The sequence below is a fragment of the Burkholderia sp. BE17 genome, from assembly GCF_009362305.1.
Classification (GTDB): domain Bacteria; phylum Pseudomonadota; class Gammaproteobacteria; order Burkholderiales; family Burkholderiaceae; genus Burkholderia; species Burkholderia pyrrocinia_C.
This window is the reverse complement of record NZ_WHNU01000037.1, coordinates 13,813-39,331: the sequence shown is the minus strand read 5'-3', so window position 1 is coordinate 39,331 and position 25,519 is coordinate 13,813. Positions and strand designations below refer to the sequence as shown.

Genomic DNA, 25,519 nt, shown 5'->3' with positions numbered 1-25,519 from the left:
AATGATCGCTTGACTGAAGTTCCGCTGTGCGGAACAATGTTTTGCAAATCGAACCCAGTGTAGCACCAGATGACACTTTCAACCATCGACGAAACCACGATCGACGAACGCAAGTTCGTCGTCGCGCTCGCGCGCGGGCTCGACCTGCTGCGCGTCTTCCGACCCGGTGAGACGATGCTCGGCAACCGCGACTTCGCGGAGCGCACGGGGCTGCCGAAGGCGACCGTGAACCGGCTGGCCTATACGCTGACCGTGCTCGGCTACCTGCGCTACGACGAGACGCTCGGAAAGTATGCGCTCGACGCCGGCGTGCTGTCGCTCGGCTACGCGCTGCTGTCGGGCTCGGGGACGATCGACCTCGCGCGGCCGCACATGCAGGCGCTCGCGCGCGAGATCGGCGCGGCCGTGTCGCTCGGCTGCCGCGACGGGCTCGACATGATCTATCTGGAGACGATCCGCAGCGAGACCGCGCTGACGCTCGGGCTCGCGCCCGGTTCGCGGCTGTCGATGCTGACGAGCTCGATGGGGCGTGCGTACCTGGCCGTGCAGCCGGAGGACGTGCGTCGCGCGCTTTATGCGGAACTGCATCGCGCGGCCGGCGGCGCGGCCGACGCCGACGCGCTCGTCGCCGCCGCGCAGCAAGCGGTGGCCGAATTCTCGGCGGGCGGTTGCTGCTATTCGTTTCGCGCGTGGCACATGGACGTGAACGCGGCGGCCGTGCCGTTTCGCGAGCCGCGCGAGGGGCGCTGGCTGATCCTGAGCTGCAGCGGCCCCGCATCGTCGATGGACGAGGACGTGTTCCGCACGCAGGTCGGGCCGAAGCTGAAGGCGCTCGCGCAGCGGCTCGGGCAAACGGCGTGAGCTACGCGGCGCGCCGCCATCGCCGTCGCGCCGCAACCGCTTCGTCTCCGGGGGTGGCGACGGCGCTGCCGCGGTCTCTTGTGCTGCGGTCGAACCGCGCTCATCATCGTTCGCCAGCTTCCCGACGACGAGGTTTGCGATGTCCCACCCGGAATCAATGGAAGGCGGATGCGCGTGCGGCGCGATCCGCTACCGTGTCGCCCACGTTCCGACCGACGCCGGCTTCTGCCACTGTCGGCTCTGTCAGCGCACGACCGGCGCGGCGGTCGTCGCATCGGCATCGGTGCCGATCGACGCGTTCGAATACCTGCAGGGCGAGCCGACCGTCTACGCGTCGAGCGCGTGGGGCGAGCGGCGCTTCTGCGGCCATTGCGGCGCGCAGCTCGAATACCGGCTTGGTGACGCGCCGAAGACGGTCGAAATCAATTATGCGACGCTCGACGAGCCGGCGCGGCTGCGTCCGGCATGGCACGTCTGGTATGGGGATCGTTTCCCGGGCATCGAGATCGGTGACGATCTGCCCAAGTACGACGATGGCGGACGAGCGTAAGCGGTAACCATCGGCGCAGACGCGCAGACGCGCAGACGCGCAGACGCACCAGACGCACCAGACGCACCAGACGGGCCGACGCGCAAACTTCGGGCAGCGGGTCGCGCCACGCGACCCGATCTCGCTATTCCGCAATCAGCACAACACCCGCAACAGGCATCCGGCGCGCAACCCTCCGCGCGCGCCTGCCCCCATCCGCTCAGGCCGTCACGACCTTCGCGAACGCAGGCCCCTGCATGAACCGCACGTCGTGTTGGCGCAGCAGCTCGCACTGCGTCTCGTCGACGACGCCGTCGAAGATCAGCGGAATCCGCACGCGCTGCGCATACGCGACGAGCGCCTTGACCATCCCGTCGCGCAACGCGATGCCCGCATCCATCTTGATGTAGTCGGGTCGCGCCATGTCCGATTCGACCGCGAGGATGCGGCCCGGATCGGGCAGCTTGTCCGCGACCTTGAAGCCGTGATGCTGGTAGCTGCGCGTCAGGTAGCCGAGGAAGGTCTTGTGCGCGACCGCGACCGCCGGCAGCTCGATCACGATCCGCTCGGTCGGCAGCCCGAAGCGCTGCAGCACCGACGAGAAATGCTTGCCGTGGTCGTACTTCACGCTCTTGAGCAGCCGTTCGTGAACGCGCAGGAACAGCAGCCCGTGGCGCTGCGCGCCGAAGAAGTTGATCGCGTGCAGCGCGCGCGACAGGCGGTCGATCGCGACGAGCGTCTGGTCGTCGACGGCCGAGTCGACCGGATCGTGCGTGGCGCCCGTGACGACCGTAACGGCCTGGAAGCCGAGTTCGTCGCCGTAGCGCTCGATCGCGTCGGTGAACGACGTCGATTGCGGCGCGCCGGGCATCGTCACGTCGTAGATCGGTTCGTAGGCACTGCCGAGCGTGCGCTCGGGCAGATTCGCGCTCGCGGTGCCGCCTTCGGCAAGCGCGAGGTGATCCCGCAGATACGGCAGTTGCCCGGCACGGGCGACCAGCTCGGGAATGGTGGGCGGAATCATCGGCGTAAGAAGGAAAAACGGCGGCCGAACGGGCCGCCTCGTATCTGGATATTAGCAGCGCGCGCCACGCTCGGCTCGGCGTTTCGCTCATATGGTTATCCCGTTCTCGAGCCCGCGCCTAGGGTTTACGTTGATTTCACTATTCGTAATTGGTTTTACTATTCGTAAATCCAGGATTTGTCGCCGATCAAGAAATGCGGCATTCGGGCGCCGCTCGACGGCGCCGTTCGCGAATCAACAGGAAGCAAGGAGCGAGACGTGGCGGTTGACAGGAAAGGCGGGCGGGAGCGCCGGCAGGCGACGGGCGGGACGACAGGTGCGCCGGCGCGCTCACGGCAGGGTTGAGGAGCGGATGGCGACCATGAGCATCGATTACCAGACGCTGAAGTTCGAGTACCGTCCGCGCGCGCATGACGCGGCCGTCCACCCGGTGATCGTCGTCGGCGCGGGCCCGGTGGGCCTGTCGGCCGCGATCGATCTCGCGCAGCAGGGCGTGCCCGTCGTGCTGCTCGACGACGACGACACGCTGTCCACCGGCTCGCGCGCGATCTGCTTCGCGAAGCGCACGCTCGAGATCTTCGACCGGCTCGGCTGCGGCGAGCGCTTCGTCGACAAGGGCGTGAGCTGGCACGTCGGCAAGGTGTTCCTGCAGGACGAACAGCTCTACGCATTCGACCTGCTGCCCGAGGAAGGGCATGCACGCCCCGCGTTCATCAACCTGCAGCAGTACTACGTCGAAGGCTATCTGGCCGACCGCGCGTTCGAGCTGCCGAACATCGACATCCGCTGGAAGCACAAGGTGACGGGCATCGAGCAGTCGGCCGAGCATGCGGTGCTGACGATCGAGACGCCGGACGGTGCAGCGACGCTGCGTGCGCAATACGTGATCGCGGCCGACGGCTCGCGCAGCCCGATGCGCGCGATGATGGGCCTCGAAAGCCGCGGCCGCACGTTCAAGGACCGCTTCCTGATCGCCGACGTGAAGATGAAGGCGGAGTTTCCGACCGAACGCTGGTTCTGGTTCGATCCGCCGTTCCACCCGAACCAGTCGGTGCTGCTGCACCGCCAGCCCGACAACGTGTGGCGCATCGATTTCCAGCTCGGCTGGGACGCCGATCCCGTCGCCGAGAAGCAGCCGGAGCGCGTGATTCCGCGCGTGCGCGCGTTGCTCGGGCCGGACGTCGAGTTCGAGCTCGAATGGGTGAGCGTCTACACGTTCCGCTGCCAGCGGATGGACACGTTCCGTCACGGCCGCGTGCTGTTCGCGGGCGACTCCGCGCACGGCGTGTCGCCGTTCGGCGCGCGCGGCGCGAACAGCGGCGTGCAGGACGCGGACAACCTCGCATGGAAGCTGAAGCTCGTGCTCGACGGCCGCTCGACCGACCGCCTGCTCGATACGTACGCGAGCGAGCGCGAGTTCGCGGCCGACGAGAACATCCGCAACTCGACGCGCTCGACCGACTTCATCACGCCGAAAAGCCCGGTGTCGCGCGTGTTCCGCGACGCGACGCTGAAGCTCGCGCGCGACTGCGAATTCGCGCGCAAGCTGGTGAACAGCGGCCGCCTGTCGGTGCCGGCCGTGCTGGCCGATTCGCCGCTGAACACGCCGGACCGCGGCGGCGACGCATTCGCGTGCGCGATGCGGCCGGGCGCGGCGGCAGCCGATGCGCCGGTGCGTGTGCAGGGCGCGGCGGGCTGGCTGCTGCAGCACCTGCGCGGCGGCTTCACCGGCGTGCTGTTCGGGTTGCCGGGCGACGCGGCCGCGCTTGCGCAGGCCGTCGACGGCCTCGCGCTGCCGGTGCGGCCGGTGCTCGTCGTGCCGGCCGGGCACGCGCAGCCGGTGGCCGGCATCGACGTCGTGGAGGACGTCGACGGTCTCGCCGCGCAACGCTACGACGCGAAGCCCGGCACGTTCTATCTGCTGCGTCCCGACCAGCATGTCTGCGCACGGATGCGCACGCTCGACCGTCAGGCGATTGCCGACGCACTGGCGCGCGCGACCTGCGCACGCTGAATACCGCATTGGACACGATAAAGACACCGGAGACCCCGTCATGCCCTCACTCGACACCCGCCCGCGCCTGGCCGATCCGGACGCGTTCTACGAAGCGCTGATCGACATGCATCGCGACCTGTCCGACGCCGACAGCCAGCTCGTCAACGCGAAGCTGATCCTGCTGCTCGCGAACCAGATCGGCGATACCGACGTGCTGCGCGAAGCGATGGCGCTCGCGCGCCAGGGCGTGACGCCGCCCGTGCATCCGGCCGCCGAGGTGGCGCAATGAGCGCGGCGCCGGCCGACGCACGCGTGCTCGAAGTCGAGCGCGTGATCGACGAGACCCATCGACCGGGCTTTCACTGGATGCTGCTCGTGTTGTGCGGGCTGTGCCTCGTGATCGACGGTTTCGATGCGCAGGCGATGGGCTATGTCGCGCCGAGCGTGATCGCCGAATGGGGCGTGCCGAAGCAGGCGCTCGGCCCGGTGTTCAGCGCGAGCCTGTTCGGGATGCTGCTCGGTGCGCTCGGGCTGTCGGTGCTGGCCGACCGGATCGGGCGGCGCCCGGTGCTGATCGGCTCGACGCTGTTCTTCGCGGTGACGATGCTCGCGACGCCGTTCGCGGGCTCGATTCCCGCGCTGATGGCGCTGCGCTTCGTCACGGGCCTCGGCCTCGGCTGCATCATGCCGAACGCGATGGCGCTGGTCGGCGAGTTCAGTCCGGCCGCGCATCGCGTGAAGCGGATGATGATGGTGTCGTGCGGCTTCACGCTCGGCGCGGCGATCGGCGGCTTCATCAGCGCCGCGCTGATTCCGGCGCTCGGCTGGCGGTCGGTGTTCTTCGTCGGCGGCGCGGTGCCGCTCGTGCTCACCGTCGCGATGGTCGCGCGGCTGCCCGAGTCGCTGCAGTTCCTGGTGCTGAAAGGGCGCGTCGCGCAGGCGCGCGACTGGCTCGCGCGCTTCGCGCCGCAGGCCGGCATCGATGCGAACACGCGGCTCGTCGTGCGCGAGCGCGCGGCGACCGGCGCGCCGGTGGCCGAGCTGTTCAGCCACGGCCGCCTGCCGGTCACGCTGCTGTTGTGGGCGATCAGCTTCATGAACCTGATCGATCTGTACTTCCTGTCGAACTGGCTGCCGACCGTGATGCGCGACGCGGGTTATTCGCCGGGCACGGCGGTGATCGTCGGCACAGTGCTGCAGACGGGCGGCGTGATCGGCACGCTGTCGCTCGGCTGGTTCATCGAACGCTACGGCTTCGTGCGCGTGCTGTTCGCCTGCTTCGCGTGCGCGGCCGTGTCGGTGGGGCTGATCGGCTCGGTCGCGCATGCGCTGCCGTGGCTGCTGGTCGTCGTGTTCGCGGGCGGGTTCTGCGTGGTCGGCGGGCAGCCGGCCGTGAACGCGCTCGCGGGCCAGTATTACCCGACGTCGCTGCGCTCGACGGGCATCGGCTGGAGCCTCGGCATCGGCCGGATCGGCTCGGTGCTCGGGCCGCTCGTCGGCGGACAACTGATTGCGCTCGACTGGTCGAACGGTGCGCTGTTCCACGCGGCCGCGGTGCCCGTGCTGTGCTCGGCGCTGTTCGTTCTTGGCCTGGCGGGCGTGACGCGGCGCAACGGTGCGCACGCGCCGAACGCCGCGATGAATTGATGGAGAAAGGAAACGATGACGCTTGACCTGTCAAAACCGGCGACCGCCGGCTACCTGAGCGGTTTCGCGAACGAATTCGCGACCGAGGCACTGCCCGGCGCGCTGCCGCACGGCCGCAACTCGCCGCAGCGCGCGCCGTACGGGCTGTATGCGGAGCAGTTGTCGGGCACCGCGTTTACCGCGCCGCGCGGCCACAACCGCCGCTCATGGCTGTACCGCATCCGCCCGGCGGCCGTGCATCGGCCGTTCGAGCCGTATGCGGGCCCGCAGCGGCTCGTGTCGGAATTCGGCGACTCGGCCGACGTGCCGCCGACGTCGCCGAACCAGCTGCGCTGGGATCCGCTGCCGATGCCGGTCGAGCCGACCGATTTCGTCGATGGGCTGGTGACGATGGCCGGCAACGGCTCGGCGGCCGCGATGAACGGCTGCGCGATCCACCTGTACGCGGCGAACCGTTCGATGCAGGACCGCTTCTTCTACAGCGCGGACGGCGAACTGCTGATCGTGCCGCAGCAGGGGCGGCTGTTCATCGCAACCGAATTCGGCCGGCTCGACGTCGAACCGTTCGAGATCGCGGTGATCCCGCGCGGCGTGCGCTTTTCCGTCGCGCTGCCGGACGGCGACGCGCGCGGCTACATCTGCGAAAACTTCGGCGCGCAACTGCGGCTGCCGGATCTCGGCCCGATCGGCTCGAACGGTCTCGCGAACCCGCGCGACTTCCTGACGCCGCAGGCCGCTTACGAGGATCGCGAAGGCGCGTTCGAGCTGATCGCGAAGCTGAACGGCCGCCTGTGGCGCGCGGACATCGGCCATTCGCCGCTCGACGTCGTCGCGTGGCACGGGAACTACGCGCCGTACAAATACGACCTGCGCTTGTTCAACACGATCGGCTCGATCAGCTACGACCATCCCGATCCGTCGATCTTCCTCGTGCTGCAGTCGCAGAGCGATACGCCGGGCGTCGACACGATCGACTTCGTGATCTTCCCGCCGCGCTGGCTCGCGGCCGAGGATACGTTCCGCCCGCCCTGGTTCCACCGCAACGTCGCGAGCGAGTTCATGGGGCTCGTGCACGGCGCGTACGACGCGAAGGCGGAAGGCTTCGTGCCGGGCGGCGCGAGCCTGCACAACTGCATGTCGGGCCACGGGCCCGACGCGGACACGTTCGAGAAGGCGTCCGCGATCGACACGACGAAGCCGCACAAGGTCGATGCGACGATGGCGTTCATGTTCGAGACCCGCACGCTGATCCGGCCGACGCGCTATGCGCTCGACACCGCGCAATTGCAGGCGGACTACTTCGAATGCTGGCAAGGCATCAAGAAACACTTCAACCCGGAGCAACGATGAGCGACACCCAAGACTGGCGCGCGACGCTCGACCCGGCCCGCAAGAGCTGGGTCGACACGGCGAACGATCCCGCCTGCGATTTCCCGATCCAGAACCTGCCGTTCGGGATCTTCAGCGATGCGAAGCAGGCGGCGCGTCGTGCCGGCGTGGCGCTGGGCGACCAGATCGTCGATCTCGCGGCGCTCGCGCGCGCGGGCCTCGTGACGCTGCCGGCCGGCGCCGATGCGTTCGCCGCGCCGACGCTGAACGCATTCATTGCGCTCGGCCGCGATGCATGGCGCAGCGTGCGCGTGCAACTGTCGGACCTGTTCTCGCGCGACAACCCGCGGCTGCGTGACGATGCGGCGCTGCGTGCGCAGGTGCTCGTCGCGCAGCGCGACGCGACGCTGCATCTGCCGGTCGAGATTCCTGGCTACACCGATTTCTATTCGTCGAAGGAGCATGCGACCAACGTCGGCTCGATGTTCCGCGATCCGAAGAATGCGCTGCTGCCGAACTGGTCGGAGATGCCGATCGGCTACAACGGCCGCGCGTCGTCGGTGGTCGTGAGCGGCACGCCGGTGCGGCGCCCGAACGGGCAGTTGAAGCTGCCCGACCAGGAGCGTCCGGTGTTCGGTGCGTGCCGCAAGCTCGACATCGAGCTGGAGACGGGCTTCATCGTCGGCAAGGGCAACGCGCTCGGCGAGCCGATCGCGTGCGAGGACGCGGAAGCGCATATCTTCGGGATGGTGCTGCTGAACGACTGGAGCGCGCGCGACATCCAGCAGTGGGAATACGTGCCGCTCGGCCCGTTCAACGCGAAGACGTTCGCGACGACGATCTCGCCGTGGATCGTCACGCTCGACGCGCTCGAACCGTTCCGCACCGCGCAGCCGGAGCAGGCGCCGCAGCCGCTCGCGTATCTGCGGCACGCGGGCAGGCATGCGTTCGACATCGCGCTCGAAGTGACGCTGCGCGCCGAGGGCGCGGCAGAAGCGACGTCGATCTGCCGCACCAACTTCAAGCACATGTACTGGACCATGGCGCAGCAGCTCGCGCACCACACGGTCGCGGGCTGCAACACGCGGGTCGGCGACCTGATGGGCTCGGGCACGATCAGCGGGCCGACGAAGGATTCGTTCGGCAGCCTGCTCGAACTGACGTGGAACGGCAAGGAGCCGGTTGCGCTGGATGGCGGCGGCAGCCGCGCATTCATCGAGGACGGCGACGAGCTCACGCTCGCCGGATGGTGCCAGGGCGACGGCTATCGCGTCGGCTTCGGCACCTGCGCCGGCAAGATCCTGCCGGCGCGGGGTGCGTGACGGATCGCAGCGTGACACGTAACGCGTAGTCCGGCAGGACAGGGCGGCCCGCTTTGCGCGGGCCGTTTTCGTCTTGCCGGCGCGTGGCGGTGCGCGTGCGCCGATGTGTGACGCCGCGCACGAGTGTCTGTGCCAGCGTCTGCGTCAGACCGCGCGTTGCAACGCGGCGCGGCGCTCCCACAGCGCGGCCGCGACGAACGCCGCGACGCAGACGACCAGCACGCCGACCAGCGCGTTGCTGCCCAGTTGCTCCATCAATGCGCCCGCAACGAGCGGGCCGCCGAAGCTCGCGGCGCTCCACGACGCCGACACGAGCGAGCTCGCGGTGACGAGCGCCGCGCCGCGGAAGCGTTCGCCGCACGCGACGAGCGACAGCGTGTAGATGCTGCCGGCCGCCGCGCCGAGCACGAACAGCAGCGGCCAGCACAGCCACGGGTTCGCGATCACGAGCGGCAGCAGCGGCAGGCCGGCCAGCACGATCCAGCCCGCGCCGAGGTGCACGCGTTCGCGGCCGAGCTTGTCCGCGAGCCAGCCGATCGGGAACTGCATCGCGGTATCGCCGAACAGCATGATCGACGCGAGCAGCACGGCAGTCGCGCTCGCGACGCCGTGATCCATCGCATAGAGCGGCAGCAGCGACAGCGCGAGCGTATCGAACAGCGCGAAGAACCCGGTGCCGATGATCAGCGCGGGCATGCGCGGCAGCACGTCGAGCCAGCGACCGTGTGCCTCGTGATGCGCGTCGTCGCCCGCGAGCGGCGCGCGCCGGATCGTCGCGAGCGTCGGCAGCGCGAGCAGGAACAGTGCGCCGCACAGCGCGAAGCGGATGCTCGTCGCACCGGCGATCTGGCTCACGAGCACGGGGCCCGCCATCTGGAACAGCGTGAAATTGGTCGCATAGATCGCGACGACGCGGCCGCGCGTCGAATCGTCGGCGAGCTGGTTGACCCAGGCCTCGCCGATCGTGAACAGCAGCATCAGCGCGGCGCCGCACAGCACGCGCAGCACGCCCCACAGGATCAGGTTCGACGTGAACTGCATCAGCGCGGTGGCTGTCGCGAGCAGCACGACCGACACGACGATCGCGCGGCGCGAGCCGATGTGCCGCGCGAGCGCGGTGACGAACGGAACGATCGCGAGGCCGCCGAGCGCCTGCGCGGCCGTCAGCATGCCGACGACGTTGGTGCCGTGTCCGGCTTCGGTCAGTGCGAGTGCGGTGAGCGGCAGCGTGGCGCCGGTCCCGAGGCCGACGACCGCGACGCTCAGGATGAGCGCGAGGAAATCACGATTGAGAATGGCTTTCATCGGCCGGGATGCTACACCGCGGACCTTGAAAGGTCCATGAAGGCCGTCAGGTTCGAATGGTGTTGCGCGCGCAACGAATGCGCGCCGTTGCGTTACACGTATTCGGTCGGCGCGGCCAGCGGGCGGCGTTCGAGCGACGCCGACCACAGCGTGAGCGCCAGCGCCGCGACGGCCATCGCGACGCCGACCCACGGCAGGTTCACGAGCGACACGCCGGAGCCGATCGCCATCCCGCCGAGCCACGCGCCCGTCGCGTTGCCGAGGTTGAATGCGCCCTGGTTCAGCGTCGACGCGAGGTTCGGCGCGTCGCTCGCGCGATCGACGATCAGGATCTGCAGCGGCGGCACGATCGCGAACGCGAGGATGCCCCACACGAAGATCGTCGCGAGCGCGGCGAACGGCAAATGCATCGTGCCCGCGAACAGCGCGAGGACGATGCCGATCAGCGCGAGCGTCGCGATCAGCGACGGCATCCGGCGCCAGTCGGCGAGCCTGCCGCCGAGCGTACCGCCGACCGTCAGGCCGAGGCCGAACAGCAGCAGCACATAGGTGACCTGACGCGGCGAGAAGCCCGTCACGTCCTCGAGGATCGGCGTGATGTACGTGAACACGCTGAACAGGCTCGCGGACGCGAGCACGCTGATGCCGAGCACCATCAGCACCTGCGGGTGCTTCAGCACGCTGAATTCGCGCATGATGCTCGTGTCGGGCATCGCGAGGTTCTTCGGCAGGCAGACCGCGAGCGCGGCGGCCGCGGCGATGCCGATGCCGGTGACGGCCCAGAACGTCGCGCGCCAGCCGAATGCCTGGCCGAGCGCGGTGCCGAGCGGCACGCCGAGCACGTTCGCGAGCGTGAGGCCCGTGAACATCAGCGCGATCGCCTGCGCGCGACGGTTCGGCGCGACGAGGTTGCTCGCGACTACCGAGCCGATCCCGAAGAACGCGCCGTGGCAGAACGCGGTGACCACGCGCGCGGCCATCAGCACCGCATAGCCCGGTGCGATCGCGCAGAACAGGTTGCCGGCGATGAACAGCCCGATCAGGCCCATCAGCGCGCGCTTGCGCGGCATTTTCGCGGTGACGATCGCGAGGATCGGCGCGCCGATCGTCACGCCGAGCGCGTAGCCCGACACGAGCATTCCGGCGGCCGGAATCGACACGCCGAGGTCGCGCGCGACGTTGGGCAGCAGCCCCATGATCACGAATTCGGTGGTACCGATTCCAAATGCGGCGACGGCGAGGGCGAAAAGAGGCAAGGGCATCGCGGTAGGCTCGGGGAAAGCCGCCGCTCGGGCGGGCGCAGGATGCGCGGGACGGGCGGACGGGAAGGCGAACGACAGCGCGATTCTACTTCAGTGAAAACCCTTATGCTCGGGGCCAAAACGGATGTTGCCGGCGTGCGACGGCGCAGCCGGCGGGAAGCTCACAATGTGGGATTTGGCGGCGGTTTGTCTGCGGCGTGTGACCGTGCCGGGGTCGGAACGATGGTGGCTACCGCGCCGTGTTTCAGGCCAGCCGTTCGGGTGAACCGTCGGGGAGCGCGACGGATTGTGCGGGTTCGGCGATCGCGTCCGATGCGTGTCGCGCGTTCGGGTCCGCTGCGGCGTTCGTGTTTGCGGGCGACGCAGGCGATCCGGCGGCGTCGAGCGCGGCCGGATCGTCCCAGCCGTTTTCGAACAGACACGCTTCGATCGGCATCCGCGCGGCCCAGCGCTCCTGCTCGAGCATCGGCTTCGCATAGAACGCGTCGACGTGCCCGACGCACAGCACGGCGATCGGCTTCGCGCCGTCGGGCATCCGCAGCAGCGTGCGCAGCGCATCGACGTCGAACAGCGACACCCAGCCCATCCCGAGCCCTTCCGCACGCGCCGCGAGCCACATGTTCTGGATCGCGCACGCGGCGGACGCGAGATCCATCTCCGGCAGCGTGCGGCGGCCGAACACGTGGCGCTCGCGGCCGTCGGCGAGCGCGACGACCAGCAGCTCGCCGCATTCGCGCACGCCTTCGACCTTCAGCCGCATGAATTCGTCCTGGCGCTCGCCGAGCGCGTCGGCGGTCGCGCGGCGCTCGGCCTCGACCAGCGCGTGGATCGCGGTGCGCAGCGCGGGATCGGTGATGCGGATGAAGCGCCACGGCTGCATGAAGCCGACGCTCGGCGCGTGGTGCGCCGCGCGCAGCAAGCGCGCGAGCACGACCGGATCGACGGGCGCCGGCGTGAAGTGGCGCATGTCGCGCCGTTCGAAAATGGCGCGGTAGACGGCGGCGATGTCGGAGTCGTCGAAACGCATGAGCGGCAAAAGCAGGAGATGCAGGGGATGACGTCGGCGCAACGATAGCAGACCGCGCGCGGGCCGCGTTACATCAGTCGAAACAAAACCCGGAATTATTGATGGCGCGCGGATGCGGCGCCCGGACGCGATATCGGCCGGCAAGCGAGCGGCGCGCGGCGGGTGACCTTACCCCGTCGAGTACACCATTCGCAAGTTAGTGGGCTCGCCGGTCGAGGCTGGCCGCGCGCCAGGCGTCAGCGATTCGGGCTCACCACGTTTGCGGGCGTGCCCGCGTGCCAGGCCTCGATGTTCAGCAGCGTCGTGTGCGCGATCTCTGCCAGCGCCTCGCGCGTGAAGAACGCCTGGTGCGACGTGACGATCACGTTCGGGAACGTCAGCAGGCGCGCGAGCACGTCGTCCTGCAGCGGCAGGTCGGAGTGATCCTCGAAGAAGAGCCCGCTTTCCTCCTCGTACACGTCGAGCCCGAGATGGCCGAGCTGGCCGCTCTTGAGCGCGTCGATCAGCGCCTGCGCATCGACAAGGCCGCCGCGGCCGGTGTTGATCAGCATCGCGCCGTGCTTCATCCGCGCGAGCGTCTGCGCGTTGATCAGATGGTGCGTCGACGGCAACAGCGGACAGTGCAGGCTGACGATGTCGGCCTGGTGCAGCAACGCGTCGAGCTCGACATATCGCGCGCCGAACGCGATCAGCTCGTCGTTGTACGGCGGCACCGAGTGCGCGAGCACATGCATCCCGAAGCCCATCATGATCTTCGCGAACACGCTGCCGATGATGCCGGTGCCGATCACGCCGACGGTCTTGCCGTGCAGGTCGAAGCCGAGCAGGCCGTTCAGCGAGAAGTCGCCTTCGCGGGTGCGCGCGACGGCGCGCGGCAGGCGGCGGTTGAGCGCGAGGATCAGCGCGACCGCGTGCTCGGCGACCGCGTGCGGCGAATACGCGGGCACGCGCACGACCGCGATGCCGAGCCGCTCGGCGGCCGCCAGGTCGACGTGGTTGAAGCCCGCCGAGCGCAGCGCGATCAGGCGCGTGCCGCCGTCCGCCAGCCGCTCGAGCACGGCCGCGTCGACCGTGTCGTTGACGAACGGGCAGACGACGTCATAGCCGTGCGCGAGGATCGCCGTCTCCGCGTCGAGGTGCGACGGCTGGAAGTGCAGCCGATAGCCGAACTGCCGGTTGGCGGCGGTAAACGAATCGTCGTCGTACTGCCGGCTGCTGAACAGGATCACGCGCACGCTGCACCTCCGATGGCTGACGCGCGCAGTTTACTGCAGGCCCGTGACGATGTCGGAGCGGTCGGGCCCGCGCGACGGGCGCAGGAAGCCGTAATCTTTCCGCTCGTGGGCCGTCTGCGCGCTGAAGTGGTCGAGCGCGTGCTCGACGAAGCTGCGCGTGCGGGCCGGCACGTACTGGCGGTTCGGATAGACGAGCGACAGTTGCGCGTCCGGGTCGTCGATCCGGTAGCCGGGCAGCAGCCGCACGAGCGTGCCGTTGTTGAGCGCATCGGCGACGCACGGCTCGGGCAGCACCGCGATACCGGCGCCGGCAATGGCGGCCGCCTGCACGAGCGCGAGCTGGTTGACCGTGCAGGCCGGGCGCACCGTGACCGAATGCGCGACGCCGTCGTGGCCGACCAGCTGCCACGCGGGCGCATGCTGGTGCGGCGCGAGCGTGACCCAGTCGTGGCCCGGCAGGTCGTCGGGCGCGCGCGGCTCGCCGCGCCGGTTGAGATAGGCCGGCGCCGCGCAGGCGACGAACGGGTTCGGTGCGAGCGCATGGCCGATCAGCGCCGGGTTGCCGTCGAGCCGGTTGCCCGTGACGATGCCCACGTCGTAGCCCGAATCAAGCACGTCGAGCGGCCCTTCGGCGACGGTCAGCTGCACGCGCAGCTCCGGGTAGCGGAGCCGGAAGCTGCTGACGAGCGGCGTCAGCGCGAGCGGCGACAGCAGGCCCGACGCGACGACGCGCAGCGTGCCGGCCGGTTCGCGCACGGCATGCGCGACGGACGACTCGAGGTGGTCGAATTCCTCGAGCAGCGCGCGGCAACCGTCGAGGTAGCGCACGCCGGCCTCGGTGAGCGACAGGTTGCGCGTGGTGCGGTGGATCAGCCGTGTGTTCAGGTGGCCCTCGAGCATCGCGATCGAACGCGTGACGAGCGCGTTGGACACGCCGAGATGGTGCGCTGCGCGCCGGCAGCTCTGCTGCTCGGCGACGCAGACGAATACACGCATGGTCTGAATCTGGTTCATGGCTTGTGTATTTCTGGCCCGGTTGATTGATTATGGTTGTGGTTTTTCGCCGTGCAACCTCGAAAACGCGTTGCGCGGCACCCAGTTCTCCCTCGTATCGAAAAATCGGTTTTCGATTCCGCAGACGATTGTTAAATACAGTTGCGATATCCGTCAACCTGAGAAAACGGGCGGGTTGCGGAAAATCGAAATCGCGAGTACTGGTTAAATGTCGGGCTGTCTCGTGTCCCTACCGTTCAAAGGCGGCAGAGTATTGGAATATGCATCGTGGCGGCGAATAATTCGTATGTTAATCAATTGGTTGTTCGTGATTCGATCGGGTTTGTTCCGGTAATTTAGGGAATCGCTCCCCAATACATGCTGCAGTAATGGATGTTTTTACCCGTGCGCGGATTTTGCGTATCACATTCCGTGCGGAGATTTTTATCGAACATCCGGTCTATTCCGTTCGATACGCAAGTCGCGCTGAACCGTCGGCATCGATGAAACGCGGCGATATTGGCGGAGAAAATCGCGTGCATGGAACCGTTTCGCAACCGGCGGGCAATGCCATTCCAATCCGGAACGCCGGCGCGCGATGCCTGGGCGGCCGGCTGGCCCGGTCCGGCGACCGGGCCACCGTCGCGCTGTCCGGCCGCGCGTGCCACTTGCGCGAGGCCGCGGAACGCGGAATGATCGATCAGTTCGCCATGCAGTCCGGCTGGCGTCCGTGCATTCCCTTTCCTCGACTTTTACCTGCCATGTCCATCGATTACTCGCCGATTCCCTGTCCCGTCGTCGTGCCGCTCGACGCGATCCTGCCCGAAGAACCGCTGCTGATGATGGGGGCCGGCCCGGTTCCGATCCCGGCCGCCGTCGCGAAGGCGAACACGATCGTGATCAACCACCTCGGCGCGACGATGGCGAAGATCATCGAGCAGGTGAAGGAGATGGCGCGCTACGTGTTCCAGACCCGCACGAAATGGGTGCTCGGCGTCGCGGGCCCCGGCTCGGCCGCGATGGAAATGGCGATCTCGAACCTCGCCTGGCGCGGCACGCGCGTGCTGTCGATCCGCAACGGCTTCTTCAGCGCGCGGATGGCCGAGATGGCCACGCGCGTCGGCGCCGACGTCGCGACGCTCGAAGTGGCCGACCGCGCGGTCGCGAGCCTCGACGAGATCGCGGATGCGATCGCGCGCGAGCGGCCCGAGATCGTCACGATCGTGCAGGGCGAGACGTCGAACACCGTGTGGAACCGCGACCTGCGCGACATCGCGGCGCTGGCGAAGGCGGCCGGCGCGCTGGTGGTCGTCGACGCGGTGTGCACGCTGTCGACGATGCCGCTCGACATGGATGCGTGGGGCATCGACGCGGTGATCACCGGCGGCCAGAAGGGGCTGTCGTCGATCCCGGGCGTGTCGCTGATCGCGTTTTCCGACGCCGCGTGGGAGCGCATGAAGCATCGTCCCGAGCCGAATACGCACTGGTGCCTCGACATGGCGCTCGCGGAGAACTTCTGGCACAACGCCGGTTATCACTACACGGCGCCCGTGTCGGGCGTGCTCGCGCTGCACGAGGCGCTGCGGCTGGTGTGCGCGGAGACGCTGGAAAGCCGCTTCGCGCGCCACCTGCGCTGCTCGCTCGCGCTGCAGGCGGGCGTCGAGTCGATGGGGCTCAAGCTCTATGCGCCGAAGGACTGCCGGCTCAATTCGGTGGTCGGGATCGAGACGCCGGAAGGGCTCACGCCCGGGATGGTCTGCGGCCATATCTCGAAGCAGTACCAGGTCGAGATTTCGGGCTCGTTCGGGTTGCCGATCGTGCGGATCGGGCAGATGGGCGAGCAGTGCCGCGAACACAACCTGTTCCGCACGCTGCATGCGTTCGGCCGCACGATGGTTGACCTGAAGGTGCCGGTCGACCTGCCGGCCGGCGTCGCGGCGCTCGAACAGGAACTGTCGCAACGCGGCGCGTAACGCCGCACGCGGCCGACCGGCGTCGGGGGTGGGCTGGCCGCGATCGGTCGATCGCGCTCAGCGGCCCTGCATCGCGCGCCGGTACGTATTCGGCGTCGTGCCGTGCGCGTCGCGAAAGCGATGGCTGAAGTGGCCGGCGTTCGCGTAGCCGCAGTCGGCCGCGACCTGCGCGAGCGGCAGCGACGTCGTGCGCAGCAGTTCGCGCGCCCGCGCGAGCCGCTGTTCGGCGACCCACGCGTGCGGCGCACGGCCGAACGACAGCCGGAACATCCGCGAGAAGTGGTATTCGGACAGCGCGGCGACGTCGGCCAGTTCGCCGAGCGTCAGCGGCTGCGTCAGGTACGTGTCGATGTAGTCGCGCACACGGCGGCGCACGGCCGGTGCAAGCCCGCCGCGGAACGACACGTCGGTGCGCGTCGTGCTCTGCCCGCGCAGCAGCAGGCTCAGCACCTCGTGCGCGGTCTCGTTCACGCGCAGCCGCTCGTCGGCATCGTCCCAGCCGTCCAGCGCGAGCGAGCGCAGCAGCGCGGCGACGCGCGCATCCTCGAAATAGGTGCGGTCGGCGAGCTTCAGCTCGCGCGGCTCGCGGTCGAGTTCGCGGATCGCGCGCTGCGTGAAGTGCTCGGGCAGGAAATACAGGTGGATGAAGTGCATCTCGCCGCGCACCCACCAGCGCGATTCGTGGTCGCCCGGCAGCGCGCACAGCAGGCTCGGTGCGCCGTAGCGCGGCACGCGTTCGCGCTCGGTCCGGTAGCCGCCGTCGAGGTAGCACGACAGCGTGTGATGGCCGGGCTGCTCGTAGATCGTCTCGCTTTCGTCGGTGATCCGCGTCCATTCGGCGATCGCGAGATGGTCGCCGAGCCACGCGAAGCGCTCGAGCGTCGCGTTCGCGTCGGCGAGCGTGCGGCAGACCGACTGCAGGCCGAACGGCAAATCGCCGCCGGCCAGTGCGGTGGCGCGGTCGACGGGCGGGGCGGAGAGGGAGAAGCTCATGATTTGGCGAGTATAAGCGGGCGCGCCGCACCGGGTGCGGCAGCCGGAAAAAGACCGCAATTCCGGACAATCGGCGCGCGCCGCGCGGCGGCATAGTCGGGATCCCGTTTCATCCGATTCCTGGACCATCGCCGCCATGAACCTGTCGCTTTATTTCGTCACCGTGCTGATCTGGGGCACCACCTGGATCGCGATCAAATGGCAGCTCGGCTCCGTGCCGCCGCCCGTGTCGATCGCGTGGCGCTTCTGGCTCGCGGCCGCCGTGCTGTTCGCGCTGCTGCGCGTGATGCGCCGGCCGGCGCGCCCGCCGCGCGAAGCTTGGCGCTACCTCGTCGCGCAGGGCTTCGCGCTGTTCTGCCTGAATTTCCTGTGCTTCTACTACGCGGAGCAGGTCGTGCCGAGCGGGCTCGTCGCGGTGATCTTCTCGACCGCGCCGCTGCTGAACTCGATCAACGGCCGGCTGTTCATGGGCCGCCCGCTGCGGCCGTCCGCGATTGCGGGTGCGCTGCTCGGCCTGGTCGGCATCGCATGCCTGTTCTGGCAGCAGATGGCCGGCCATCTCGACGATCACGCGACCTGGATCGGGCTTGCGATCGCGTTCGCGGGCACGATGTGCTTCTCGGCCGGCAACCTGCTGTCGAGCCGGATGCAGTCGATGGGGCTGCATCCGCTCGCGACCAACGGCTGGGCGATGCTGATCGGCGCGGCGATCCTGACCGTCGGCAGCGCGGTGGCCGGGATGCCGTTCACGCTCGACATGAGCCCGCGTTATCTCGGCGCGCTCGTCTACTTGGCCGTGCCGGGCTCGGTGATCGGCTTCACCGCGTACCTGACCCTCGTCGGCCGGATCGGGCCGGAGCGCGCCGCGTACTGCACGGTGCTGTTCCCGATCGTCGCGCTGGCCGTGTCGACGGTGTTCGAGGGCTACCAGTGGTCGCCGCTCGCGGTGATCGGGCTGCTTCTGGTGGTGGCCGGCAATCTCGTCGCGTTCGATCTGACGCGGAAGCTGTTTCTCCGGACGGCGTGACGACGGCCGGACGGGCGACGCGCTGCATGGCGCGACCAGGTATCGGGTTGACTTGGTTGACTTGGTTTCGATTCGAGGCTGGGCTTGAACCTCCGGTTGGGTAAGGAGGCGGAGATGGTCAGGCAGGCTCATGCACTTGAAAGCGCGGCTGCGATTCTCGATGTCGAGACCGAGGAGGCGTTGCGCAGCGCCGTTGGTGCCGCGACCATGCTGGGTCCCGATCGGGCGCGTGCGCTGCTCAAGCTGTCGGACGAACAGCTCGGGCACCTGTTCAAGATCGGCATCGCCCAGGTCATCGATCTGGCGGGCACGATCACGTTCGGCATCGCTGCCGCTGCGACCCGCGACAGGCAACCTTCCGGCCGCACGAAGCAGCATGCGAAGCCGGCGGCACGCGCGGATGCTGCGGCCGCTGATTTCGAGCGGCGCGCGCTGGCCGAACGGCGGGCGCTCGTCGCGCAGGGCGCGCTGCTGCCGGCCGCGGAGATCTGGGCAAGGCTCGGCATGACGCGGCAGGCGCTCAGCAAGGCGGTCGTGTCCGGGCGCATCTTCACGGTCGACGTGGGGGCGGTGCAGTACTACCCGGCCTTCTATCTGACGGGCGATATCGATCGCAAGACGCTGGGAAAGGTGACGCAACGCCTGGGTGATTTGCCGGGGTGGAGCAAATGGCAATTCTTGACGACGCCCAAGGCGTCCCTTGGCAACGTCACGCCGCTGAAAGCACTGTCGCAAGGAAGGCGTGAAGAGGTGGAGCGTGCCGCAGCGGCGTTCGCGGAGCGCTAGGAGGTGCGGTTGACGTGACGTCACCGAGCGAACACTTCGCGAATGCGACGCTGGTTACGCGGGAGATTGCGCCGTCGGCGATGGTGCGCGTCTCCCGATACGAGACAGGCGAGCCATACTTCGGCAAGTCGGGCGGCAACCGTTTCGACGACCCGCGCCAGCGGCGCCGGTATGGCGCCAGCTATTTCGGTTTCGACCTGCACTGCGCGTTCGCCGAGACGGTGCTGCACGACGAAGTCGCGGATCTCGCTGTCGGTGGCTTCCCGCTCGTGACGACCGAGCTTGAGCGCTTTGTGCTTTCGTTCACCGGCTCGCCGCTGACGGTGGCCGTCCTGCACGGCCTGCCGCTGAAAAACCTCGGCGGCGACGGGGCGCTGTCGACCGTCGTACCGTACGATATCCCGCAGCAATGGTCGCTCGCCGTACACGGGCATGGTCGTCGGGTCGACGGCTTTCTGTATATGTCGCGTCATCTCAACACGTCGGAAGCGCTTGTGCTCTTCGATCGTGCCGAACCCAAACTCAAGCTCGAGCGCGCCGTTCCGTTCCGGCGCCACACCGAGGCTGCCCGCGTGCTGCGGGACTTCAACATATTGCCGCGTTAAGCCGCGTATCGCCGGCCGCCTGACGGGCGGCTTCAGACGGCTTCGGACGGCATTCCGTCAGAAGGGACGGCGCGCGCGATTCCTCGCGGCCCGGGTGTTCATGCCGCCGCGCCGCTCCCGGCCACACGCGCCTGCCGCTGGTACAGCACCATCGACAGCGCGACGCCCCCGGCGGCCGCCACCGCCGCGAACAGGAACACCTGCGGATAGCCGAACGCGCCCGCGACATAACCGGCGAGCGGGCCCGTGATGCCGAGCGACAGGTCGAGGAACACCGAGTACGCGGACAGCGCCGCGCCGCGGCTCGCGGGCGGCACGAGCGCGACGGCCTCGACGCCGAGCGCCGGGAAGATCAGCGCGAAGCCGAAACCCGTCAGCGCGGCACCGACGAGCGCGACGTGCGGCACCGGCGCGAGCCACAGCAGTACGAGGCCCGAGCATTCGAACGCGAACGACACGATCGCGACGCGGAAGCCGCCGTAGGTCTTGATCGTGTTCGCGAACAGCAGGCGCGCGCCGATGAACAGCGTGCCGAACACGGTCAGCGACAGCGCGGCGTTCGGCCAGTGGCGCGCCGCGTAGTACAGCGTGACGAAGGTCGCGATCGAGCCGAAGCCGGCCGAGCCGAGCGCGAGGCCGAGGCCGTGCGGCAGCACCCGCGTGAACACGCTCGCATACGACATCCGTTCGCCGTGCACGAGCGGCACGGAATCGATTAGGCGCGCGAGGTAGAAGCCGGTCGCGGCGAGCGCGATCACGATCACGCCGATCAGCGCCGGATTCAGCGTATGCGCGATCGCGACGCCGACCGGCGCGCCGAGCGCGAGCGCGCCGTAGGTCGCGATGCCGTTCCACGAGATCACCTTCGCGTTGTGCGCGACGCCGACCCGCCCGATGCCCCACAGGATCGCGCCGGTGCCGCACAGGCTCTCGCCGACGCCGAGCACGAGCCGGCTCGCGACCAGCAGCACCAGGCTCGCGACCGGCCAGTGCGCGAGCAGCAGCGCGACGAGCAGCAGCACACCCGACACACCGCAGCCGACCAGCCCGCGCAGCACCGTCTGTTTCGGGCCGAGCGTATCGGCGAAGCGCCCGGCGAGCGGCCGCGACGCGAGCGTCGCGAAGTACTGGACGCTGATCGCGCCGCCCGCGACGATCGCGGAAAAGCCGAGGTCGTCATGGACGAAGCCCGGCAGCACCGCGAGCGGCAGGCCGATGGTCAGGTAGCAGATGAACGTGAAGCAGACGACGGACACGATTTGCAGCGTGACCGCGAACCCGCTGCGCGGTGGTGTGGCGGAGTCGGTAGACATGGGGTCGGAACGAATGAGCGAAACGGAGCGTGACGACACGGAAGACGGCACAAAAGGGAATCGGGATTTTCCCATGGAACCGGTTTTCACGCAGGTACCATTTAGTTAATCGCGACCCGTTTTCGCGCGCAACGGATCGGTGCCGGCATGCCGGGAAGGCATGCGGTGCACCGTGCGGAAAGGGCGCCGGGTGGCCCCGGCGCACATATCGCGGCAGTTATATGGGCCCCATGCGTGATGGGCTATGGGTTGCGAAATTTGATGGTGATAGCGTGCAAACTGTCAGAAAGACGTCGGTCGGGCGCTCCGCGCAGACCGCCTAGCCCCCCAATTGAAGAACCATAGAGACATGAGTGAGCCGATCCGCTTCTACCATCGTCACGCGATCCGCGAAGTCAGCGGCGCGGACGTCACCCGCACCGTGCTGCAGTACTTGCGCGAGGACGCGCATTGCACCGGCACCAAGGAAGGCTGCGCGGAAGGCGACTGCGGCGCGTGCACGGTCGTGGTCGGCGAGCTGACCGACGCCGGCGCGGTCGAGTTCAAGGCCGTCAACGCATGCATCCAGTTCCTGCCGACGCTCGACGGCAAGGCGCTGCTGACGGTCGAGGATCTGCGCCAGCCGGACGGCGCGCTACATCCGGTGCAGCAGGCGATGGTCGACTGCCACGGTTCGCAATGCGGGTTCTGCACGCCCGGCTTCGTGATGTCGATGTGGGCGCTGTACGAGAAGCACGGCCACGAAGGCTGCGGCAGCGCGTGCGCGAAGGCGAAGGACGTGCCGACGCGCACCGAGATCGCCGATGCGCTGACGGGCAACCTGTGCCGCTGCACCGGTTATCGCCCGATCGTCGATGCCGCCGTGCAGATGTTCGATGCACCGGCGCCGTCGGCACCGGTCGACACGGCCGCGCTCGCCCGCACGCTCGCGTCGCTCAAGCGCGACGACACATTCGACTACGCGACGCCCAACGGCGCGCGCTTCGCGGCGCCGCGCACGCTCGACGCGCTGGCCGCGCTGAAGGTCGAACGGCCCGACGCGCGGATCCTCGCGGGCAGCACCGACATCGGCCTGTGGGTCACGAAGCAGATGCGCCGGCTCGACGACCTGATCTACGTCGGCCAGATCGCCGAACTGCAGCGCGTCGTGGAGCGCGACGACTGGATCGAGATCGGCGCGGGCGTGACGGTCGAGAACGCGTATGCGGCACTGGCCGGCACCTATCCGGAGCTGACCGAGATGTGGAAGCGCTTCGCATCGCTGCCGATCCGCAACGCGGGCACGTTCGGCGGCAACGTCGCGAACGGCTCGCCGATCGGCGATACGATGCCGGGCCTGATCGCGCTCGGCGCGCGCGTCGTGCTGCGCGGCGGCGACACGGTGCGCGAGCTGCCGCTCGAGGCGCTCTACACGGGCTACCAGCAGAAGGACATGGCGCCGCACGAATTCGTCGTCGGCGTGAAGGTGCCGACCCGCACCGGCGCGCGCGAGAAGCTGCAGTTCCGCACCTACAAGCTGTCGAAGCGGTTCGACTCCGACATCTCGGCCGTCTGCGCGGCGTTCGCGTTAATCGCGGACGGCGACACGATCCGCGAGCCGCGCATCGCGTTCGGCGGGATGGCCGCGACGCCGAAGCGTGCGACGCACACCGAAGCCGTGCTCGACGGCGCGCTGTGGCACGAAGCCACCGCGCAGGCCGCGATGCAGGCGCTCGAGCGCGACTACCAGCCGCTGTCCGACATGCGCGCGACGAGCACGTATCGCCTCGATACCGCGAAGAACCTGATGTACCGATTCTGGCTGGAGACGCGCCCGCACGACCCGCTGCCGCCGCAAGCCCTGAATGTGCGTGAAGTGGCCGCCGAAGCCGGCGCCGACGCGGCGCGCGTCTGAAGACGGAGAACACCGAAGATGAACCAGCAAGCAGAACCGTTCCTGAGCACCCTCGACCCGCAAGCCGATGCCGCGCAGGTCCACGTCTCGCGCGCGCACGAATCCGCGCACCTGCACGTGAGCGGGCGTGCCACCTACACCGACGACATTCCGGTCGTCGCGGGCACGCTGCACGCGGCGCTCGGATTGTCGGCGAAGCCGCACGCGAAGATCGTGTCGATGAACTTCGACGCGGTGCGCGCGACGCCGGGCGTGGTCGCCGTGTTCACGGCCGACGATATCCCGGGCGTCAACGATTGCGGCCCGATCATCCACGACGATCCGGTGCTCGCCAAGGGCATCGTGCAGTTCGTCGGCCAGCCGATGTTCATCGTCGTCGCGACGTCGCATGAAACCGCGCGGCTCGCCGCGCGCCGCGCGCAGGTCGACTACGAGGAACTGCCCGCGATCCTGACCGCGCAGGAAGCGCGTCAGGCCGAAACCTACGTGATCCCGCCGCTGAAGCTCGCGCGCGGCGACGCGGCCGCGCGGCTCGCCGCCGCGCCGCACCGCGAGTCGGGCGAAATGCTGCTCGGCGGCCAGGAGCAGTTCTACCTGGAAGGGCAGATCGCGTACGCGGTGCCGAAGGACGACGACGGGATGCACGTGTACTGCTCGACGCAGCACCCGAGCGAGATGCAGCACCTCGTCGCGCACGTGCTCGGCGTCGCGTCGCACAACGTGCTGGTCGAATGCCGCCGGATGGGTGGCGGGTTCGGCGGCAAGGAATCGCAGTCGGGCCTGTTTGCGTGCTGCGCGGCGCTCGCCGCGTGGAAGTTGCTGTGCCCGGTGAAGCTGCGCCCGGACCGCGACGACGACATGATGATCACCGGCAAGCGGCACGACTTCCATTACCGCTTCGACGTTGGCTACGACGACGACGGTCGCCTCGACGGCGTGGCGCTCGAGATGACGTCGCGCTGCGGCTTCTCGGCCGACCTGTCGGGCCCGGTGATGACGCGCGCGGTGTGCCACTTCGACAACGCGTACTGGCTGGGCGACGTCGACATCGCCGGCTACTGCGGCAAGACCAACACGCAGTCGAACACCGCGTTCCGCGGCTTCGGCGGCCCGCAGGGCGCGTTCGCGATCGAGTACATCCTCGACGACGTCGCGCGCTCGCTCGACCGCGATCCGCTCGATGTCCGCTACGCGAACCTGTACGGCAAGACCGAGCGCAACGTGACGCCGTACGGCCAGACGGTCGAGGACAACGTGCTGCAGGAGCTGCTCGGCGAACTCGAGACGACGAGCGACTACCGTGCGCGGCGCGCGGGCGTGCGCGAATTCAATGCACGCAACACGGTGCTGAAGAAGGGCATCGCGCTCACGCCGGTGAAGTTCGGGATCGCGTTCAACGTCACGCACTTCAACCAGGCCGGCGCGCTGGTGCATATCTACACCGACGGCTCGGTGCTCGTGAACCACGGCGGCACGGAGATGGGGCAGGGGCTCAACACGAAGGTCGCGCAGGTCGTCGCGCACGAGCTCGGCATCCGCTTCGGCCGGATCCGCGTGACGGCGACCGACACGAGCAAGGTCGCGAACACGTCCGCGACGGCCGCGTCGACGGGCTCGGACCTGAACGGCAAGGCCGCGCAGGATGCGGCGCGCCAGTTGCGCGAGCGGCTCGCGGTGTTCGCGGCGAAGCAGTACGGCGACGGCAAGGTCGATGCGGCCGACGTGAAGTTCGGCAACGACGTCGTGTGGGTCGGCGGCCAGGGCGTGCCGTTCGGCGAAGTGATCGTGAAGGCCTACCTTGCACGAGTGCAGCTCTGGTCCGACGGCTTCTACGCGACGCCGAAGCTGTACTGGGATCAGTCGAAGCTGCAGGGCCGGCCGTTCTACTACTACTCGTACGGCGCGGCCGTGTCGGAAGTCGTGATCGACACGCTGACGGGCGAGATGCGCACGCTGCGCGTCGATGCGCTGCACGACGTGGGTGCGTCGCTGAACCCGGCGCTCGACATCGGCCAGGTCGAAGGTGCGTTCATCCAGGGGATGGGCTGGCTGACGACCGAGGAGCTGTGGTGGAACAAGGGCGGCAAGCTGATGACGCATGCGCCGTCCACGTACAAGATCCCGACCGTCAACGACACGCCGCCCGAATTCAACGTGCGGCTGTTCCAGAACCGCAACGTCGAGGACAGCATCCACCGGTCGAAGGCCGTCGGCGAGCCGCCGCTGCTGCTGCCGTTCTCGGTGTTCTTCGCGGTGCGCGACGCGGTCGCGGCGGTCGGCGACTACAGGGTGAACCCGCCGCTCGACGCGCCGGCGACCGGCGAGTCGATCCTGCGCGCGGTGAATGCGGTGCGCGCGGCTCGCGCGGTTCAGGCAGGCTGACATGAAACGACCGCCA

The 25,519-nt window shown here is 68.5% G+C and carries 21 protein-coding genes; 13 read left to right on the top strand and 8 right to left on the bottom strand.

Translation table 11 applies throughout. The features are described from left to right. The first annotated feature begins 69 nt into the window (after positions 1-69). Positions 70-861 (top strand): IclR family transcriptional regulator, encoded by a 792-nt coding sequence (locus GD429_RS28220; RefSeq protein WP_152861895.1) that lies wholly within the window; start codon positions 70-72, stop codon positions 859-861. 139 nt (positions 862-1,000) lie between these two features. Then, positions 1,001-1,411: a GFA family protein gene (locus tag GD429_RS28215; RefSeq protein WP_152861893.1), complete on the top strand. Its 411-nt coding sequence runs from the start codon at positions 1,001-1,003 to the stop codon at positions 1,409-1,411. 199 nt (positions 1,412-1,610) lie between these two features. On the opposite strand, the gene GD429_RS28210 is transcribed toward GD429_RS28215, so the two are convergent. Further along, a complete protein-coding gene (locus tag GD429_RS28210; protein ID WP_152861891.1) occupies positions 1,611-2,414 on the bottom strand; it encodes an EAL domain-containing protein in 804 nt (267 codons plus the stop codon). Between the two features lie 352 nt (positions 2,415-2,766). Here GD429_RS28210 and GD429_RS28200 point away from each other — a divergent pair, with 352 nt between their 5' ends. Genes GD429_RS28200 through fahA form a run of 5 tightly spaced genes read left to right on the top strand, consistent with a single transcriptional unit; the run spans position 2,767 to position 8,708 of the window. Further along, a complete protein-coding gene (locus GD429_RS28200) occupies positions 2,767-4,428 on the top strand; it encodes an FAD-dependent oxidoreductase (RefSeq protein WP_152861889.1) in 1,662 nt (553 codons plus the stop codon). 40 nt (positions 4,429-4,468) lie between these two features. Then, a complete protein-coding gene (locus GD429_RS28195; RefSeq protein ID WP_152861887.1) occupies positions 4,469-4,699 on the top strand; it encodes a DUF2783 domain-containing protein in 231 nt (76 codons plus the stop codon). Then, positions 4,696-6,057, top strand: a complete 1,362-nt coding sequence (locus tag GD429_RS28190; protein WP_152861885.1) for an MFS transporter — start codon at positions 4,696-4,698, stop codon at positions 6,055-6,057. The genes GD429_RS28195 and GD429_RS28190 overlap by 4 nt, the downstream gene beginning before the upstream one ends. A gap of 15 nt (positions 6,058-6,072) precedes the next feature. After that, positions 6,073-7,407: a homogentisate 1,2-dioxygenase gene (gene hmgA / locus GD429_RS28185; RefSeq protein ID WP_152861883.1), complete on the top strand. Its 1,335-nt coding sequence runs from the start codon at positions 6,073-6,075 to the stop codon at positions 7,405-7,407. Then, positions 7,404-8,708, top strand: coding sequence for a fumarylacetoacetase (fahA, locus tag GD429_RS28180; protein WP_152861881.1), 1,305 nt, complete (start codon positions 7,404-7,406; stop codon positions 8,706-8,708). The genes hmgA and fahA overlap by 4 nt, the downstream gene beginning before the upstream one ends. Before the next feature lie 144 nt (positions 8,709-8,852). Here the strand turns inward: fahA and GD429_RS28175 are convergent, their stop codons facing one another. The 5 genes from GD429_RS28175 to GD429_RS28155 all read right to left on the bottom strand — a co-directional run bounded on the left by GD429_RS28175 (position 8,853) and on the right by GD429_RS28155 (position 14,551). Next, positions 8,853-10,013: an MFS transporter gene (locus tag GD429_RS28175; protein ID WP_152861879.1), complete on the bottom strand. Its 1,161-nt coding sequence runs from the start codon at positions 10,011-10,013 to the stop codon at positions 8,853-8,855. A gap of 92 nt (positions 10,014-10,105) precedes the next feature. Beyond that, a complete protein-coding gene (locus GD429_RS28170) occupies positions 10,106-11,275 on the bottom strand; it encodes an MFS transporter (RefSeq protein WP_152861877.1) in 1,170 nt (389 codons plus the stop codon). Between the two features lie 244 nt (positions 11,276-11,519). Further along, complete coding sequence (gene bluB, locus GD429_RS28165) at positions 11,520-12,302, bottom strand: 5,6-dimethylbenzimidazole synthase (RefSeq protein WP_152861875.1); 783 nt, start codon at positions 12,300-12,302, stop codon at positions 11,520-11,522. A gap of 236 nt (positions 12,303-12,538) precedes the next feature. Next, positions 12,539-13,537, bottom strand: coding sequence for a 2-hydroxyacid dehydrogenase (locus GD429_RS28160; RefSeq protein ID WP_321574933.1), 999 nt, complete (start codon positions 13,535-13,537; stop codon positions 12,539-12,541). Positions 13,538-13,567: 30 nt separating this feature from the next. Beyond that, positions 13,568-14,551, bottom strand: coding sequence for a LysR family transcriptional regulator (locus GD429_RS28155; RefSeq protein WP_152861873.1), 984 nt, complete (start codon positions 14,549-14,551; stop codon positions 13,568-13,570). Positions 14,552-15,291: 740 nt separating this feature from the next. Between GD429_RS28155 and GD429_RS28150 the strand changes: the two genes are divergently transcribed. Next, positions 15,292-16,503: a pyridoxal-phosphate-dependent aminotransferase family protein gene (locus tag GD429_RS28150; protein WP_152861871.1), complete on the top strand. Its 1,212-nt coding sequence runs from the start codon at positions 15,292-15,294 to the stop codon at positions 16,501-16,503. Positions 16,504-16,560: 57 nt separating this feature from the next. Here the strand turns inward: GD429_RS28150 and GD429_RS28145 are convergent, their stop codons facing one another. Further along, a complete protein-coding gene (locus tag GD429_RS28145) occupies positions 16,561-17,496 on the bottom strand; it encodes an AraC family transcriptional regulator (RefSeq protein WP_152861869.1) in 936 nt (311 codons plus the stop codon). A 136-nt stretch (positions 17,497-17,632) separates the two neighbouring features. On the opposite strand from GD429_RS28145, the gene GD429_RS28140 reads away from it, so the two are divergent. From GD429_RS28140 to GD429_RS28130, 3 genes are all read left to right on the top strand, one after another. After that, positions 17,633-18,523, top strand: coding sequence for a DMT family transporter (locus GD429_RS28140; RefSeq protein ID WP_152861867.1), 891 nt, complete (start codon positions 17,633-17,635; stop codon positions 18,521-18,523). An 84-nt stretch (positions 18,524-18,607) separates the two neighbouring features. Further along, positions 18,608-19,309, top strand: coding sequence for a hypothetical protein (locus tag GD429_RS28135; protein WP_227791775.1), 702 nt, complete (start codon positions 18,608-18,610; stop codon positions 19,307-19,309). An 80-nt stretch (positions 19,310-19,389) separates the two neighbouring features. After that, entirely contained in the window at positions 19,390-19,914 is a 525-nt protein-coding gene (locus GD429_RS28130; RefSeq protein ID WP_152861865.1) for an RES family NAD+ phosphorylase, read from the top strand. A 98-nt stretch (positions 19,915-20,012) separates the two neighbouring features. Here GD429_RS28130 and GD429_RS28125 read toward each other — a convergent pair whose 3' ends face one another. Continuing rightward, positions 20,013-21,227, bottom strand: a complete 1,215-nt coding sequence (locus GD429_RS28125; RefSeq protein WP_152861863.1) for an MFS transporter — start codon at positions 21,225-21,227, stop codon at positions 20,013-20,015. 349 nt (positions 21,228-21,576) lie between these two features. Here GD429_RS28125 and xdhA point away from each other — a divergent pair, with 349 nt between their 5' ends. Continuing rightward, positions 21,577-23,121 carry a xanthine dehydrogenase small subunit gene (xdhA, locus tag GD429_RS28120; protein WP_152861861.1) on the top strand — a complete coding sequence of 515 codons (1,545 nt, stop codon included), beginning with the start codon at positions 21,577-21,579 and terminating at the stop codon, positions 23,119-23,121. An 18-nt stretch (positions 23,122-23,139) separates the two neighbouring features. Beyond that, positions 23,140-25,503, top strand: coding sequence for a xanthine dehydrogenase molybdopterin binding subunit (gene xdhB / locus GD429_RS28115; protein WP_152861859.1), 2,364 nt, complete (start codon positions 23,140-23,142; stop codon positions 25,501-25,503). Positions 25,504-25,519: the final 16 nt, after the last annotated feature.